12 protein-coding genes are annotated in these 15,928 nt (G+C 50.6%); 6 read left to right on the top strand and 6 right to left on the bottom strand.

Going from position 1 to position 15,928, the window contains the following annotated elements; all coding sequences use genetic code 11:
* Positions 1-90 precede the first annotated feature (90 nt).
* Positions 91-1,026: a 1-aminocyclopropane-1-carboxylate deaminase/D-cysteine desulfhydrase gene (locus EOE67_RS18445; protein WP_127700801.1), complete on the top strand. Its 936-nt coding sequence runs from the start codon at positions 91-93 to the stop codon at positions 1,024-1,026.
* 34 nt (positions 1,027-1,060) lie between these two features.
* On the opposite strand, the gene EOE67_RS18440 is transcribed toward EOE67_RS18445, so the two are convergent.
* Entirely contained in the window at positions 1,061-2,710 is a 1,650-nt protein-coding gene (locus EOE67_RS18440; protein ID WP_127700800.1) for an EAL domain-containing protein, read from the bottom strand.
* A 263-nt stretch (positions 2,711-2,973) separates the two neighbouring features.
* Between EOE67_RS18440 and EOE67_RS18435 the strand changes: the two genes are divergently transcribed.
* Positions 2,974-5,388 (top strand): TonB-dependent receptor, encoded by a 2,415-nt coding sequence (locus EOE67_RS18435; protein WP_127700799.1) that lies wholly within the window; start codon positions 2,974-2,976, stop codon positions 5,386-5,388.
* 65 nt (positions 5,389-5,453) lie between these two features.
* On the opposite strand, the gene EOE67_RS18430 is transcribed toward EOE67_RS18435, so the two are convergent.
* The 5 genes from EOE67_RS18430 to EOE67_RS18410 all read right to left on the bottom strand — a co-directional run bounded on the left by EOE67_RS18430 (position 5,454) and on the right by EOE67_RS18410 (position 10,539).
* Complete coding sequence (locus EOE67_RS18430; RefSeq protein ID WP_127700798.1) at positions 5,454-6,851, bottom strand: alanine/glycine:cation symporter family protein; 1,398 nt, start codon at positions 6,849-6,851, stop codon at positions 5,454-5,456.
* Between the two features lie 188 nt (positions 6,852-7,039).
* A complete protein-coding gene (gene gloA2 / locus EOE67_RS18425) occupies positions 7,040-7,435 on the bottom strand; it encodes an SMU1112c/YaeR family gloxylase I-like metalloprotein (RefSeq protein WP_127700797.1) in 396 nt (131 codons plus the stop codon).
* Between the two features lie 24 nt (positions 7,436-7,459).
* Positions 7,460-8,299: a hypothetical protein gene (locus tag EOE67_RS18420; RefSeq protein ID WP_127700796.1), complete on the bottom strand. Its 840-nt coding sequence runs from the start codon at positions 8,297-8,299 to the stop codon at positions 7,460-7,462.
* Between the two features lie 67 nt (positions 8,300-8,366).
* Positions 8,367-9,560: a dipeptidase gene (locus EOE67_RS18415; protein WP_240652878.1), complete on the bottom strand. Its 1,194-nt coding sequence runs from the start codon at positions 9,558-9,560 to the stop codon at positions 8,367-8,369.
* Between the two features lie 85 nt (positions 9,561-9,645).
* Positions 9,646-10,539 carry an arylamine N-acetyltransferase family protein gene (locus tag EOE67_RS18410; RefSeq protein WP_240652877.1) on the bottom strand — a complete coding sequence of 298 codons (894 nt, stop codon included), beginning with the start codon at positions 10,537-10,539 and terminating at the stop codon, positions 9,646-9,648.
* 36 nt (positions 10,540-10,575) lie between these two features.
* On the opposite strand from EOE67_RS18410, the gene mtnK reads away from it, so the two are divergent.
* The 4 genes from mtnK to EOE67_RS18390 all read left to right on the top strand — a co-directional run bounded on the left by mtnK (position 10,576) and on the right by EOE67_RS18390 (position 15,694).
* The gene (gene mtnK, locus EOE67_RS18405; protein ID WP_127700795.1) at positions 10,576-11,781 is read left to right on the top strand and encodes an S-methyl-5-thioribose kinase; all 1,206 of its coding nucleotides are present in this window, start codon (positions 10,576-10,578) and stop codon (positions 11,779-11,781) included.
* A gap of 44 nt (positions 11,782-11,825) precedes the next feature.
* On the top strand, positions 11,826-12,188 hold the full coding sequence (locus EOE67_RS18400) for a VOC family protein (RefSeq protein WP_127700794.1): 363 nt from the start codon (positions 11,826-11,828) through the stop codon (positions 12,186-12,188).
* Entirely contained in the window at positions 12,173-13,147 is a 975-nt protein-coding gene (locus EOE67_RS18395) for an exo-alpha-sialidase (RefSeq protein ID WP_240652876.1), read from the top strand. The genes EOE67_RS18400 and EOE67_RS18395 overlap by 16 nt, the downstream gene beginning before the upstream one ends.
* A 303-nt stretch (positions 13,148-13,450) precedes the next feature.
* Positions 13,451-15,694 (top strand): TonB-dependent receptor, encoded by a 2,244-nt coding sequence (locus tag EOE67_RS18390; protein WP_127700793.1) that lies wholly within the window; start codon positions 13,451-13,453, stop codon positions 15,692-15,694.
* Positions 15,695-15,928: the final 234 nt, after the last annotated feature.

The raw sequence follows: 15,928 nt of genomic DNA, 5'->3' as shown, positions 1-15,928 counted from the left end.
ACTCTGGGTATATAACCTTCATGCCTGAAGCCGAAACTTCAATGACTTTAGGTATAATCTTCTTGTCGTTATTATTGGAATTATCTGGTTATGTCCGATCCGTTTTATCAGCTGCAGTGGCAACGCCTTGATCTCGCGCTGCTGCAACAACCGCAGCCTGAAGTTTGGATCTGCCAGCTCCACTGCGCGGTTCCGTCCATCGCTGGCAATAAATGGTTAAAACTAAAGTATCACATCCAGCAAATACAACAACATAACAAAAGCGGAATTCTGAGTTTTGGTGGCGCATTCTCTAATCACTTACTGGCTTTGGCTGCAGCCGGTCAGCATTTTGGCTTTTCGACTGTCGGTGTGGTGCGCAGTCACCAGCCGGATCTGGCGAACCCAACGCTGCAACAATGCCGCAAGTTAGGCATGCAGTTGCAGTTTGTCAGTCCTGCTCTTTATCGAACCAAAACGACGGCGATGCTGCTGGCCGAACTGCAACAACAGTATCCGGATTATTTAATTGTCCCCGAAGGCGGCACTTCTGCCGCTGCGGTGCAAGGGGTGGCGGAATTGCCGCTGGCCGCCACGCCAAACGGACCCGCTGATTTGTTGTGCTGCGCCAGCGCCAGTGGTGGCACCATCGCAGGCTTAATTGTTGGTAGCAACGGCACCCCGGTGCTCGGCATCTCTGTCGTCAAAGATGCCAGCCTAAGCCAGAAAATCAGCGTCTTATTGCCGGAACCTGCCAGCCAATGGCATTGGCAGTTACAGCCGGAGCTGACCAATCGTGCTTATGGCAAATTTACCGCTGAAACCTTACACACTTGTCTGGAGCTAGCAACGCAGCAGATTTACACCGAACCTGTGTATACCGGCAAAGCGCTGCATACCCTGTTGCAACTGCTAGCGCGGGGCGAACTGGCACCATATCGGCGCATCGCGTTTTTCCATACCGGTGGTCTGCAGGGCCTTGCTGGCCTTAGATACCGCTCGCTTATCCGTGATGCTGACTACTGTAAATTATCGGGAGCCAACTAACAGGCACACACTAACTGACGCAAACTGACCAGCTTCAAACCGGCTGATCCTGCGGAATAATCCGCGCCAACGGTTGGCTGAAATAAAAGCCCTGCGCGCCGCTGACGCCCAGTTTTTTCAGTACCAGCCATTCCTGCTGATGTTCAACTCCGGTCGCTATTACTTTCACCCCTTTGGCAAAATGACTGGCGATCAACCCCCGGATAAACAACTGTTGTTCCAGCTGCTGATCCAGCTGCCGCACCACCGATGGATGTAACTTAATTGCTTCAATCTGCAATTCATCCAGATAAGGACAAGTTTCAATCGTCAGGCCCACATGGTCCACAATCAGCGCAAACCCCAGTTTTTGCAGCTGGATCAATTTCGGCTTGAGTTTTTTGTAATGTTTCAGCAGATGATATTCATCCAATTCAAAGGCAAACTGGCTGGCTTTAAGTTGCTGGCTGTTAATCATCTCCAGCAACCAGGCGTGCCAGTCTTTACTCAGCACCGTATCCACCGACAAATTGATACTGCAGCGGCTCTGGCCAATATTTTCGGCCTGACACAATTTGGCGGTTTTCAGCAGCACAAACTGATCAATCGCCTGACTTAAACCACAGTTCGCCGCCATCGGCAAAAACACGGCTGCATTGAGTTTGTCACTTTCGCTGGTATGCAACCGCACCAGCACTTCATGCTGGATCACATCATGTTGCTCCCAGGAAAACACCGGTTGGAAGCTTAGTAAAAACCGCTGCTCTTTTAAGGCGTTGGTCAGTTCAGTCCGCCACCAGACCGAGCCTTTAATTTTCGGTTTATGGGTCGGATAAAAACCATAAGCTGCATTCGGGCCCTGTAACTGCGCGGTTTTCAGCGCCATATCGGCTTCCGCCATCACCTGATACGCGCTTTGGCCGTGCTGATAAATGACATAACCGATATGCAGCACATCAAAATCCGGATAATCGACAAAAAAGCTGGAACGACTCAAAATCGACGCCATTCGGTCACCGCAGGTTTCGGCGTCTTTTTGCTCCATCCCAGGCAACAACACCGCTAAATCATTTTCAGCTAAACGCGCTAACACCGCCTGCGGCAGATGAGCGGTCAGCTGGGTCAGCAATTCAGCGCAACCGGCCAGCCGCTGAATGGCGGTGATCGGATTGGTGTCAGTATTGGGGTGACTAATTTGGATCAGGAAAAACGCCCCAAACGGCGTTTCGTGACTATCGACCAGATAATGCTGCAATTTGCTTTCAAAATAGATGCGGTTGCCAATCGCCAGATCGTGGTCAATCAGCCCTTGCACCCGCACCAGATGGCGGATTTCCTGCTCCCGCCGGCTTAAAGCCTGTTGATTTTGCTGCAATACCAACAGCTTGTCGGTCAGGCTGTCGTCCTGCGCCAGCGGTAAATGCGAACCGGTCAGTAGCTGATTGAGTTGGTTTTCAAACTGGCCAAAATCTTGTTGCAGCGTGGTTATTTTGCGCTGCCAGCTGATAGCCAGCCATAACGGCACGAACAGCAGCAGATTCACCGCCCCATACAACAGCGCGCTCACCAGCAGCGATGCCGGTGTGAGGATCTCAACGGACAGCACTGCGGTTAAAGTCAATAACAGCCCGTTTAATGCCAGCAGTGCCAGCGCGAAGGGCCAGGCCGGGTGGGCTTGCCGGAACAAATTCTGCAGTCGCTTCACACCATTCTCCTGTAGTTGTCATCACAGTGTTAGCGCAGAGGTATGCTTTGTCGAGGCGGGCAAGGAAAAATCATCTGCGGGCATTCCTGGGATAACCCGCATGCTGTCAGTCAGATTTATCTGGTTAATTTCTAGCCACAAAGTTTACTAAAGTTTTTTTTCTATTAAGGTTGTTATTGGAGTGCAGTTTGCGCTTCGGAATGGCAAAGGCAACTAGGACAAGTTGTCATCAAAAACAATAACTTCCAGAGAGAACTAAAAATATGAAAGTACACAAGTACACACGCAAACCACTGTCGATGGCGGTTGTCGCCGCTTTACTCTTACCGAACTATTCCTACTCACAAGACACCCAAACCACAAAACCCGCAGCAGAAGATTCAGAATTCGAATTAATTACCGTCACCTCACGTAAGCGCAAAGAAACGCTGATTGAAGTGCCAATGAGCGTATCTTCGGTGTCTGCTGTTGAAATTTCTAATCGGAATTTACTGAATAAAGATGATTTGTACCGCACCTTAGCCGGTGCAGCCAACCCACGCGGTGAATTAATACTGCGCGGGTTATCCGGCGGCAATAGCTCCGCGCCTGGCACCACCAGCGCCTTTACTGATGATATTCCATATGACTTTGGCGATCTGTATGACGTCGAAGCGGTCGAAGTTTTACGCGGCCCACAAGGTACTTTGTGGGGTTCGAATGCGATTGGTGGTACGTCACGCATCATCACCAAAAAGCCACAGCTCGATGAAATGGAAGTGGCGACATCGGTACAAACCCGTCACACCAAAAATATTGATGGCACTAACTTACAAGCCTGGGGCGTGCTGAACGTTCCGCTGGTCGACAACAAAATGGCGATGCGCCTGACCGGGCATTCCGCCACCATACCGGGCGCTATCGTTAATACCTTTACCGGCGTGCAACGCGAGCGTCGCAATGACTATGTTCGTGGCCAATTTTTGTATCAGGTGGATGATGATCTGTCGGTCAATCTTGGTTTATGGAGTAACAATCGTTATTCCATTGGGACAGTGTCTGCCGATTTATCTAAACCCGGTTATTATACCGCCGCAGAAACAACGCCGGATGCTGATTCCCCCTGGGGTTACAGTGTTGGTTATCAGGACATCCCTTGTGCGGCTACGGCTAACCGTTCTGAATGCCGGGGTGGCAATAAAACCAGCAAATCCGGTGACAAATATACCGTATGGGACCGTTTAGACGGCACTTTGGATACCTCAACCGATCTGGTAACGCTGCAGGCCGAACAGGAAAACCTGTTTAACATGGCGACCTTAAGTTACTCAGGTTCATATCGTGAATTTGAATCCAGCGGCTTGGACAACTGGTCGCGGCTCGATATGGACGACATGGTCAATACCTGGATCCTGAACGACGATGCATCGTCCCGGATTACCCATGAACTGCGTTTGCAAAGCACAGGCGATGGCGCGCTGAAATGGACCGTCGGAGGCTTTTACGACAAAAACTGGCGTGGTCATTTACCAAATTATCAATGGCAATATCATGAAAAAGACCCGACCAGTATTGCGATTTTTTCCGACTGGAATTCCTGGGCTTGGGATGAAAGCTGGGCAGCATTGGGGGTGAATAACGTTGGGCAGTTAGGCCAGGTGTTATACGGTGACAGTGGTAAAAACTACAGTAACGTCATTAACAGCATGTGGGATAAAGAAGCCGCAATCTTCGGTGAAATGAGTTATGGCATTGAAACCCAGGATATTGGTCGTTTTGAAATAACTGCTGGTATCCGTTTTTACGATTTGGAAGACTATTCAAATCAGGTTCAAAGCGGTATCTGGATTGGCGCCGAACCAAGCGTTGCCGTTACCAGTGGTGCTGAAGATGGCAACCGCAAAAAACTTAGTCTGTCCTGGTTACCTGAAGAAACCTTCTCTGTGTATGCCATGTACGCTGAAGGTTATCGTCCGGGCGGCAACAACGGACCGCTGGCCAATGCCTGCCGCAACGATGAATTTGCTTCTGGTCGGCAAGACCGGTACACCAGTGACACCGTTGACAACTATGAGCTTGGCGTCAAAGGCAATATCAATAATAAATTTCAGTTTTCCAGTTCGGTATACCAAATCAACTGGGACGATGTCATTGTTGATATCTATATGCCAAGTTGTGGTTTCACTTATACCGGCAACGCTGCTAAAGCGAGATCCAAAGGTATTGAGTGGGAAAGCAAACTGAATCTGACCGATAGTGTCGATATGGTGCTGAATGCCTCTTATACCGACGCAAAATTGCTGAATGATGTGGACTCACTGCAAGCCAAAGCCGGTCAGCGGATGACGATGGTACCTAAATACAATGCGTATTTAGGTCTGGATCATTCTTTTACACTGTACACCAGAGCCACTTCCGTTCGTTTGGACGTGGAAGCTTACGGCGAGTATAAATCTCACTTTAACGCCAGGATTGATGGTTTTGATACAGCAGAATCCTATCGCCGGGTAAATTTATCAGCGAAAATTGACCTCAACGATCAAACCAAATTAAGCGTGTTCGTCAACAACTTGTTTGATACGGAAATTGAAGATTACAAACGGGCTCGTTCACGCGGTACCAATACCCGTAACTTCCTGACCATCGATTACGCACCAGAACGCAGTGTCACCTTCCGGGTTGATTACAGCTTTTTCTGATCTGAGTCGTTAACACAACAAGCCAGTCAGTAATGCTGACTGGCTTGTTATTGCGTTTGAACCGCTTAGCGTGCCTGAATTTTTAACCAATAAGCCCGCAGATCAGCCTTCACTTCCGGCAATAACAAATACAACGCCAGAATATTAGGCACCGCCATCAGGAAAATCATCGAATCGATAAAATCGAATACCGCCAGCACATTGGGCACTGCGCCAATCGCCACCACTGAGCAAATGAGTACCTTGTACAGGCCGATACTGGCTTTATGTTCGCCGAACAAATAACCCCAGCCCTTCTGGCCGTAATAGGCCCAGCTGACCACCGTTGAATACCCAAACAACAATAATGCGACCATCAACACCAGCGGGAACCAGTCAAACACTGAAGCAAAAGCTGCGGAAGAAATCTGCACGCCATCCAGACCAGGTAGCAAATACGCACCGGTAATCACGATGACTAAAGCCGAAATGGTACAAATCACCACGGTATCGATAAATGGCTCTAACAAACCGACAAAGCCTTCCGACACCGGGTCGTTGGTGCGCGCCGCCGAATGTGCAATCGGTGATGAACCAATACCGGCTTCGTTGGAATAAGCGGCGCGGCGAAAGCCCTGGATCAACACGCCAATCACACCGCCATAAGCTGCTTCCGGCGCAAAAGCGCCTTTGAGAATGGTCCAAATCGCCGCCGGAACATCCTGCCAGTGCAGCCCGATAATCACCAAAGCTGCGCTCAGGTAAATGCCGCACATCAAGGGCACCAATTTGCTGGTGACCCGGGCGATACTCTTAATGCCACCGACAATCACCAGGCCAACCAACAGCGCATAGACAATTCCAAACAACCAGGCGTTGTCAAAACCAGTGACGGTTTTTACCTGTACAAAGCCTTGATTAACATGGACAAAACCGGCAGATCCAAACACACAAGCCACCGCAAAAAAACCAGCCAGAAATTTGCCGGTACGCGGCAGGTTATATTTTTCCAGCGCCGCTTTGATGTAGTACATCGGTCCGCCCGACACCGTGCCATCAGGCTGAATTTCCCGATATTTCACCGCCAGCGTACATTCAACAAATTTGGTGGTCATACCGAGAAATCCGGCCACGATCATCCAGAAGGTTGCGCCAGGGCCACCCAGCGAAATCGCCACTGCGACACCCGCGATATTGCCGGTGCCGACGGTACCGGACAACGCTGCCGACAATGCCTGAAACTGGCTGATTTCGCCTTTGTCTTCCGGTTTGGCATATTTGCCACGCACCACGGCTATCGCATGGCGAAAACCACGAATATTGATAAAACCAAGATAAAAAGTGAACACAATAGCGCCGCACATCAGCCACAATACAGTGACTGGAATGGCGACACCTTGTAGATTAAATGAATAAAAAACCACACTGGCAAGGGCGGAACTGAGCTGCTCAAAAGCCTGCTGGAAGCTAAAATCGCTGGACATCTGGAAATCTCTGGCTGCAAAAAGCAGCACCTTAGCATAGATAATTATGCTTTGGCTGTAGCATTTTTGGTCAGGTTAAACGATTTGGTTATAAAAAATGCAGCGGCGCTGGTTCGTCCGATGTTGAGGTGTTTCTGCCGCGCCTATACCAGTCATCCTTGAAGATGCGGGGTGGGCCACAGCCCAAATTATACCCGTGCAGCAACCTGATAAATCTCCAGCGGTAAACCATCCGGATCGGCAAAAAAGGTAAAAGCAGCGCCGGTGTATGGGTCAATCCGGATGGGCTCTACTGTGATGCCAGCTTGTTGCAGCCATTCGACTGTGTTAGCGACATCAAGCACCGCAAAACTCAGATGCCGCAGCCCCTGCGCCTCAGGCTTGCTGGGTCTTGGTGGTGCGCCGACAAATGAAAACAACTCGAGTTGACTGCCATCCGGCAACTGCAAATCCAACTTGTAGGATTGCCGTTCAGCACGGTAATTTTCCGCCAGAATTTTCAGCCCCAGCAATTCGCTGTAAAAATGTTTTGAACGTTGATAATCAGCACAGATAATGGCCACGTGATGGATCGCAAGTAACATAAATTCCTATCATTTTTTTCAGATTTAACAAGCCGATACCGCGCAGTCCGGCACCTTGGTTGCCAGCACCATGCCCGGATGTTTCGCGTACAGACTGTGCAATTTCCCCTGCTTTAACAACAACTTAAATTGCTGATCCCAAAATCGTTTTAGCTGTAACCCTTTGGCCGAACGCGGGAAACCAACATACACCGGCAGCTGCAGGATTTCGCTTTGCTGCAGTTTTAGCTGTCGCAGCGTGGTCAGCGAGTCTGCGAATTCCAAATCGGACTGCTCCGCCAGATACACGTCCACCCTGCCTTTTTTAACCAGATCAAGTCCTTGCGTAACGTCCGTCACCTCATAACCGGCCACGTCCAGCCCCATCGCCTGACCATAGTTGTACGCCAGATCCCAGGCTAGCCGGTAGTTCGGTAATTGCGCCAGCGTCAATAACGGGGGGCTAGTTGCGGGCAATAAATTGTCCCGGTACACCGCAACAATGGTATCTGCATCAATCGGATATTCTGATAACAACAGTTGTTTACCATCAACCCGCGCGACTGCCAGCACCAATTCCGCCTGCTGTTTCTGCACCAGAATCACCGCCCGGTTGAAATTACTGAACTGAATGGCCAGCTGATACTGCTCTTGCGGCAACACCAGTTGCACCAGTTCAAAGTAACCGCCGCTATAATCGGCGTTGGTGTAACCGGGCCATTGTTTGGTGACCAGCCGCACTGGTTCGGCGACCGCTGTGATCAGTAATAATCCAAGCAAACATGCGGTCAAGACCACCCTCAGCGCCGCTGTGCTTAACAAGCCAATCCACAACAACCCCGCATCTTCAAGGATGACGGGTCTCTTTGATTGCACCTGAAACATCGTCGTCGTCCGGCAAGAGGAGCATCTTTCAAGCCTAGCTCAAATCACCCGCCTTGCCGCGACTGTTTCAGGACTTCGCGTGTGCTTCAACGGCACGCCACACCCGCAGCAAATTGCCGGACATAATTTTTTCAATCTCCGCTTCGCTATAACCACGGCGCAGCAAACCTGCGATCAGATTCGGGTAGGTCGAGACATCTTTTAAGCCCTCTGGCAACGAATCGCCCACGCCATCGTAGTCCGAACCGATGCCGACATAATCCACGCCGACTAATTTGGTGACGTAATCGATGTGATCAAGCACAGTGTCGACGTTGGCGAAAGGATATGGATATTGTTTCAGGTACGCCGCCCGAAAGCTTTTTTCGTCGGTGCCTTTGGGAGCCGCCGCCAACGCTGCTTTAAATTGCAATCCCCACTGATTGGCCTGTGACACCACAAAAGACGAGCCAAAGTTAATCTGGATCACACCACCGTTTTTCGCCAGCGCCTGCACCATGGCGTCATCCATATTGCGCTCAAAGCCAGGCACAAAGGCCCGCAGCGACGAATGCGATGCGATCACCGGTGTTTTGGTCAGTTTAATCACCTGATAAAACGCCTGATCCGACACATGCGAAATATCGATCATCATTCCCAGCCGGTTCATCTCGGCCACCACTTGCTCGCCAAACGGGCTTAAGCCCTGCCAGCGACGGCGTAAATCGTAACTGGAATCGGCGATATGGTTACTTTCAGAGTGCGCCAACGTGACATACCGAATGCCACGCTGATAAAAGTGCTGCAAATTTTCCAGCTTACCTTCAATCGGCGTACCGTTTTCCATCCCAAGTGCCAGCGAAATTTTGCCTTGTTTAAAATGCAGCGCTAAATCAGACGAATGATGCGCCATGGCAAACTTGTCCGGCGCGCGGCCAACAATGGCTTCCATGCTGTCAATCAGTTGATTGGCCAGCAGATAACCACCGCCTTTTTTCTCCAGCGACGATGGGATATACACCGACATAAAAGGCGCATTCAGTCCGCCAGCTTTGGCGCGTGGATAATCAAATTCACCGCCCGGCGCACTGACCGACACATCTTCCCACTTATCTTTTAAGCGATAAGGGACATCGATATGGGTATCCACAATCAGCAGTTGTTGCGCCAATTGCTGAGCGCGGGTTGCCGGATCTGTGGCCGTAACGCTGCTTGGGGTGGAGCTACATCCGGCCAGCAACAACAGGCTGGCGCAGGTCATCAATGAAGTCTGGTGTTTCAAATGAATAATCCTTCAAACAAAAAGTTAAGTTCAAAATGCTGCATCAGCGGTGTTGTTGTTGTTGTTGTTGTTATCGTCATTATTGTTAGGTATTTTTGCCCGGCAGCTCCAGCTTAAACTGCTGTTTTAATACGCTCGCAAGCTCATCCGTTGCCACCGGCGTCACCGTGACCTTTCCTTGTTGCCATTCTTTTAATTCATTGCCGACCAGCATGGTGCGCCCGGTCGCATGTTGCTGAATAACCAGATATTTCTGTACAAAAATGGTGTCAGGATGGGTTGAATTTAGGTAATTCGCTGGCATAAAGTCAATCCAGTCGGCCGGATATAAATCAAAACCGTATTGGCTGACCCATTGCTCATCCAGCTGTGCCTGCAACACATATTCGCCACTGGTTGGCGAAATCAGCCGGAAACAATCAAACTCCTGGGTTTGTGGCAGATTCACTTGTGACAACGCCACCGGCGCGCGCAAACCGTAACTGCCAAAACCCAAATCACAGAGCCATTGTTCGCCCTGCACTTTCACAATCAGCGCCATATGGGTTTTAGGGCGGCGCATCGGGTAAAACATCGGCCGGCAAAACACAAACTGATAGTCGATGCCAAGCGCCGTCAACGCCATCGCAAACAAGGCGTTCACCTCGTAGCAATAACCACCACGACTGGCCTTGCCATCGTCACCGATAATTTTGCGGACTATATCTTCCGGGTTCAGTGACACAATCTTGCCAGCCTGCACATCCAGATTTTCAAACGGCACCGAGCGCAATTGATGCTGCATCAGCGATTTTACTGTCGCAGTATTAGCAACCAAAGTAGCAGCCAAAGTAGCAGCCAAAGCATCGGCGGCAACGTCGCCAGCAAAACCAACCCGCTTTAAATACAAATCCAACTGAAAATTACTGGCGTGCATCATGTTCCCCAATTCAAGTAAATCTGCTGCTGAAAAATACCCAGCAATGCGTTGATATGCCATGATAAGGTAAAAGCGTGATTTCAGGGAACCAGCCAGATGCCGCAATACCGTCGTTTTACCGCAGAAGATGCCATTCAATTTGCCAATCAGCACAGTGAGTTATTTGGTGAACACAGCAAACTCACTGCGGTGAGCTTTGGCGATAATCATATGAATCAGGTGTTTCGGGTGAAAAACCAGTTTAATACCAGCCTGATCGTAAAACAGGCGCTGCCGTTTGCGCGGGGGCTGAGCGATCGCTGGCCCTTAACGCTGGACCGCAGCCGGATTGAAGCGCAGGCGCTGCAAACTTTTGGTAAAGCCGCGCCGCTGCTGGTGGTGGAAGTACTGCATTACGATGTGGATCTGGCGGCGATGTTGCTGGAAGATTTGGATCACTTAACTTTGCTCAGCACCGCGCTCACCGAAGGGCGGCAGTTTCAACAACTTGGCACCCAACTGGCTGAATTTATTGTCACTGCTGGTTTTGCCAACAGCGATTTCTCGTTAGATTTACCGGCCAAAAAATCGCGGCAAATTCAGTTCCTGAACCCGGAGCCGCTGCAAATCAGCGAAGATTTATTATTCAACGACCCTTTTAGCAATAACGAACGTAATCAAATCGACGCCAGTTTGTACCCGTTGGCCCAACATATTTGGCTGGACGAACAGCTGCAGGCGAAAGTCGCCGCGCTGGCCGCCAATTTTCGCAGCAAACCGCAGACTCTGGTGCACGGTGATTTAAACAGCAGCAGTATTTTTGCAACCGCCGATCAGCTCAAAGTGATCGACGCCGAATTTACTGGTTTTGGCCCATTCGGGCTGGATGCCGGTTTGTTTGTCGGCAGTTTAATGTTTCATTATTGTCTGGCACCGGCGCTGCAACCTGATCAAAGCAAAGCCAAAGATCAACAAAATTACCTGCACAATCAAATCAAGTTGTTCTGGCAGCAGTTTGTGCAGCAGTTTTTGCAAATTTGCCGGCAACAATGCCGTGACCCGTTGTTTGGTAACGAACTGTATCAACAGCAATTTGTCGCCGATGTGCTGCGCGACCTAACCGGTTATGCCGGTTGTGAACTGATCCGGCAAGTGATAGGTACTTTCCGCTCACCGGCGCTGGGGACGATTAAATCACCCGCAGTGCGACTGCAGATCAGTCAGCATGCGTTAACGCTGGGTCAACGATTAATACTTCAACACCAGCAGATGAGTTCTATCGATCAGCTGCTGAGCTGGCTGCCAACCGGTAGCCCGCAATAGTTCGGGATCATCGCCCTTGATCACCAAGGCGCAAGGAGTTTCAGATGCAAAAAGTACAAGGTATTGGCGGCGTGTTTTTAAAAGCCCGTGACCCACAACAACTGGCACTTTGGTATCAACAACACCTGGGCGTGCCGCTGTATCCGGACAGCCCTTATGGCAGCTTTCACGCCAAAGAGCAGGACGAAACCGTCTGGTCGACTTTTGCAGAGGACAGCAACTATTTTGGCCGGGCCGAGCAACAAATGATGGTGAATTACCGGGTCGCCGATCTGGACGCCATGCTGGCGCAACTGGAAGCTGCCGGGGTGCGGGTGGACGAGCAACGTGAATCCGGCGACTACGGCAAGTTCGGTTGGGCTTATGATCCGGAGGGTAATAAGTTCGAACTATGGCAACCCAACTGATCCGTAAAGGTAAAAAATTCCGGCCCTTAGCCAAAAGGCCACAGCTGAAACGCGCACCAGCAACCCGGATTTGGCGCCATGGTGCGCACAATGCTTTTACCGATTTATGCCTGTTTCAGGGGCATTATTATTGTGTGTTTCGCGAAGCTGCCGCCCATGTGTCACCGGACGGTGCGTTACGCATCTTAAAAAGTATCGATGGCAAACGCTGGCAAAGCGTAGCGCTTATTCAAAGCAGCATCGCCGATTTACGCGACGGCAAGCTGGTGGTCACGCCCGATGACCGACTGCAACTGTTGGGCGCTGGCGCTTTGCATGACCGCAGTCAGTATTCCTATCAGTCTTATGTCTGGTTTTCGGCCGATGGTGAACAGTGGTCGGAGGCTATCGACGTTGGCGAGCCCAATGTCTGGTTATGGCGTCTCACCTGGCAGCAAGGTTTCGCCTGGGCTATTGGTTATAAATGTGGCGGTGGCCCGAGGTTAGTGCGGCTTTATCGCAGCGAAGATGGCGTGAATTTTTCGGTCTGGGTACAGACGCTGAATAATCAGGGTTACCCCAATGAAAGCGCCTTGTTGTTTTTACCCGACGAGCGCGCGGTGTGCCTGCTACGCCGCGATCCGGATGTCGCCTTGCTTGGCATCGCCAAACCACCTTATTTTGACTGGACCTGGCAACCGCTCAATTGCCGGGTCGGCGGGCCACAATGTTTGTTGTTGCCGGATGGTCGCATTCTGGCAGCGGTACGGTTATACGATAGGCGGGTGCGCACCAGTCTGGCCTGGCTGGATGTCGACAGCACAACGCTCACCGAAGTGCTGCAACTGCCTTCTGCCGGTGACACCAGTTATGCCGGCATGGTCTGGCATCAGAGCCGGTTGGCGGTCAGCTATTATTCGTCGCATCAGGGCCGCACGGCGATTTATTTCTGTCGGCCACGGCAATTACCTCCAGCCTAAACTACAGCAGTGACACACTGCAAAACGAGCAAAAAATCATCAATTCGCAGCTAAAATCAATAAAAACCACCATTCGTCGGCAAAAATCGTTATATTAGCGCGCCGTAATAAAATGCATTGTGGTCACTCCAATGCGATGGGTAGTGGCAGTCACTCTGATCTGCTGCTACACCATATACGTTACTGCTTCGACTAAAAACGCATAATTAGAGCACGCCACAACCTATCCCCAGCATTGGTAAAATGCTGGGGAACACAGATGCTCAACTCCATAGACTCAAGCAAGCTAAGGGTAACCCATTGATGACAATCAAACATAACAAGCTAGCGTTGCAGATCAAAGTCGCACTGATCGCGACTACTGTTGGTCTTTCTCCTGCTGCATTTGCGCAGGAAAGTGACAAAGCCAAACAGGACGATCAACAACTGGAACGGATCATGGTCACCGCACAAAAGCGGGTCCAGAGCACGCAGGAAGTGCCGATTTCAGTGGCAACTTTGTCGGGCGAAAAATTCGAAGCCATCTTTGCCGGTGGTGACGATATTCAGGCACTCGCGGTGAAAGTACCGGGTTTATATGCTGAATCGTCAAACGGCCGCGCGGCGCCACGTTTTTATATCCGTGGCCTCGGCAACACCGATTTTGATCTGGCAGCATCCCAGCCGGTTTCGGTCATCATGGATGACGTGGTATTGGAAAACGTGATCCTGAAAAGCTTCCCGCTGTTTGATATCGAGCAGGTTGAAGTGATCCGCGGCCCACAAGGCACCTTGTTTGGTCGCAACACCACCGCCGGTATCGTCAAATTTGCCAGTGCCAAACCACGGCAGGATTTTGATGCTTACACCAAGTTTTCAGTCGGTAGTTTTGGTAGTCGCAATGTCGAAGGCGCGGTCGGTTCAGGTCTGACGGACCAATTATCGGCGCGGATTTCCGTGCTGTCGCAGCACCGTGACGACTACATCAACAACAGTTTTACCAACGAAAAAGACGCGATGGGCGGTTTTGATGAAACCGCAGCCCGACTGCAATTTTTGTATGAAGGCGACAAGTTTGATGCGCTGCTGAATGCCCACGGCCGCAAACTAGACGGTACTTCGTCGATGTTCCGCCGTAACGTTTTTACTAAAGGCAGCAATGAGTTAAATCAGAATTATGACCGCGACACCGTGGCTTATGATGCTGGTGACAACTTCCAGAAATACGACAACTCGGGTGTGTCGCTAAAGCTTGATTTTGAGCTGGACGGCATGACCTTTACCTCGATCACCGCGCATGAACAAGCCGACGGTAATGGCCGTGGTGATATCGACGGTGGTACTGAGGCAGGTCCGGGCCCATCAGCGGTTGGCAATGCGGTGACAGAAGATCAGCTGAAAGATTTAAAACAACTGACCCAGGAATTCCGTTTAGCCAGCGATACGGCAGAAGCGATGGAATGGCAAGTCGGCGCCTTTTACTTTGATTCTTCCTTTGGCGTCACCAGCATCGACGGTTTCTTCGGCCGTACTGCGGTGTTCCACGACAACAAAAGCTGGGCGGTGTTTGGACAAAGCACCTATAACCTGAGCGATCGCTGGGATGTCACCGGTGGTATTCGGTATACCCGCGATGAAAAATCATTTTATGTCGGCGAGCAAAACGTCAACGGCTTCGCGCTGGTGATTGGTGCAGCGCAAATTCAAAACTATGCGCCGATCAGCCTCGATGATGGGCAAATGAGCTGGGAATTGGCAACCAACTACCGCTTAACTGACCAGACTTCGTTGTTTGCCCGGGTCGCCAATGGTTTCCGCGCTCAGTCGATCCAAGGCCGCAACGTAGCGTTTGAAGAAGATCCAACGACCGCTGAATCAGAAACTATTAACTCCATCGAATTGGGTGCCAAATCTGATTTACTTGGCAACACCCTGCGCTTAAACGGTGCTGTGTTCTATTACAACATCGATGACATGCAGTTATCGGCAGTTGGCGGTACCAATAACGGTAACACGCTGGTCAATGCTGACAAAGGCACCGGCTACGGTTTTGAAGTGGACGCTGACTGGCGCGCACTGGCGAACCTGACCTTAGGTGGCGGTTTCAGCTACAACAATACCGAACTGAAAGATGCCAATTTACGGGTTGGTGCTTGTGGTTCAGGCATGTGTACGCCGCTGGATCGCACTGTGGTCGCAAGCGGCAAAACTCTGGCCTATGTTGACGGCAACCCGTTCCCACAAGCGCCAAAAACCATCCTGACGCTGAACGCCCGTTACGATATTCCGGTCAGCACTGGCGAAATTTACTTCTACACCGACGTTGCAGTCCAGGGTAAAACTAACCTGTTCCTGTACGAATCTGTGGAATTTCGCAGTAGCAGCAACATGGAAGCCGGCTTGCGGATTGGTTACCAGAACTACGACGGTAACTACGAAGTGGCGCTGTTTGGTCGCAATATCACCGACGAAGATAACGTCAAAGGCGCGGTTGATTTCGCCAACCTGACCGGTTTTGTCAACGAACCACGGATCATCGGCCTCGAATTTAAGAAAAGCTTTTTCTGATCTTTGACGTTGATGCGCTGAAATACAACCATTTGTGATAACGAAAATCGGGGGCAGATAAAATCTGGCCCCGTTTTTTTTGCGATTTATACCCAAAATCATTGCGGCTTTCGGTCGCTGCAGTCAATCCACAACCCCAAGCCAAGGATTTGACGATGATTCGACTCTGGCAGGCATAACGGCGTACTGCCTTCGGCGAGTACGCCCTACGCTCAAGGCATGCTTAACATCTTG

The organism is Rheinheimera riviphila, from assembly GCF_004005945.1.
Lineage (GTDB): Bacteria > Pseudomonadota > Gammaproteobacteria > Enterobacterales > Alteromonadaceae > Pararheinheimera > Pararheinheimera riviphila.
The sequence above is the reverse complement of the archived record's forward strand: the minus strand, read 5'-3'. Positions and strand labels throughout refer to the sequence as shown.

Coding starts and splice junctions, on each gene's coding strand:
- EOE67_RS18445 (WP_127700801.1), top strand. CDS start 91: ATGTCCGATCCGTTTTATCAGCTGCAGTGGCAACGCCTTGATCTCGCG.
- EOE67_RS18435 (WP_127700799.1), top strand. CDS start 2,974: ATGAAAGTACACAAGTACACACGCAAACCACTGTCGATGGCGGTTGTC.
- EOE67_RS18430 (WP_127700798.1), bottom strand. CDS start 6,851: ATGTCCAGCGATTTTAGCTTCCAGCAGGCTTTTGAGCAGCTCAGTTCC.
- gloA2 (WP_127700797.1), bottom strand. CDS start 7,435: ATGTTACTTGCGATCCATCACGTGGCCATTATCTGTGCTGATTATCAA.
- EOE67_RS18420 (WP_127700796.1), bottom strand. CDS start 8,299: ATGTTTCAGGTGCAATCAAAGAGACCCGTCATCCTTGAAGATGCGGGG.
- EOE67_RS18410 (WP_240652877.1), bottom strand. CDS start 10,539: ATGGCATATCAACGCATTGCTGGGTATTTTTCAGCAGCAGATTTACTT.
- mtnK (WP_127700795.1), top strand. CDS start 10,576: ATGCCGCAATACCGTCGTTTTACCGCAGAAGATGCCATTCAATTTGCC.
- EOE67_RS18400 (WP_127700794.1), top strand. CDS start 11,826: ATGCAAAAAGTACAAGGTATTGGCGGCGTGTTTTTAAAAGCCCGTGAC.
- EOE67_RS18395 (WP_240652876.1), top strand. CDS start 12,173: ATGGCAACCCAACTGATCCGTAAAGGTAAAAAATTCCGGCCCTTAGCC.
- EOE67_RS18390 (WP_127700793.1), top strand. CDS start 13,451: ATGACAATCAAACATAACAAGCTAGCGTTGCAGATCAAAGTCGCACTG.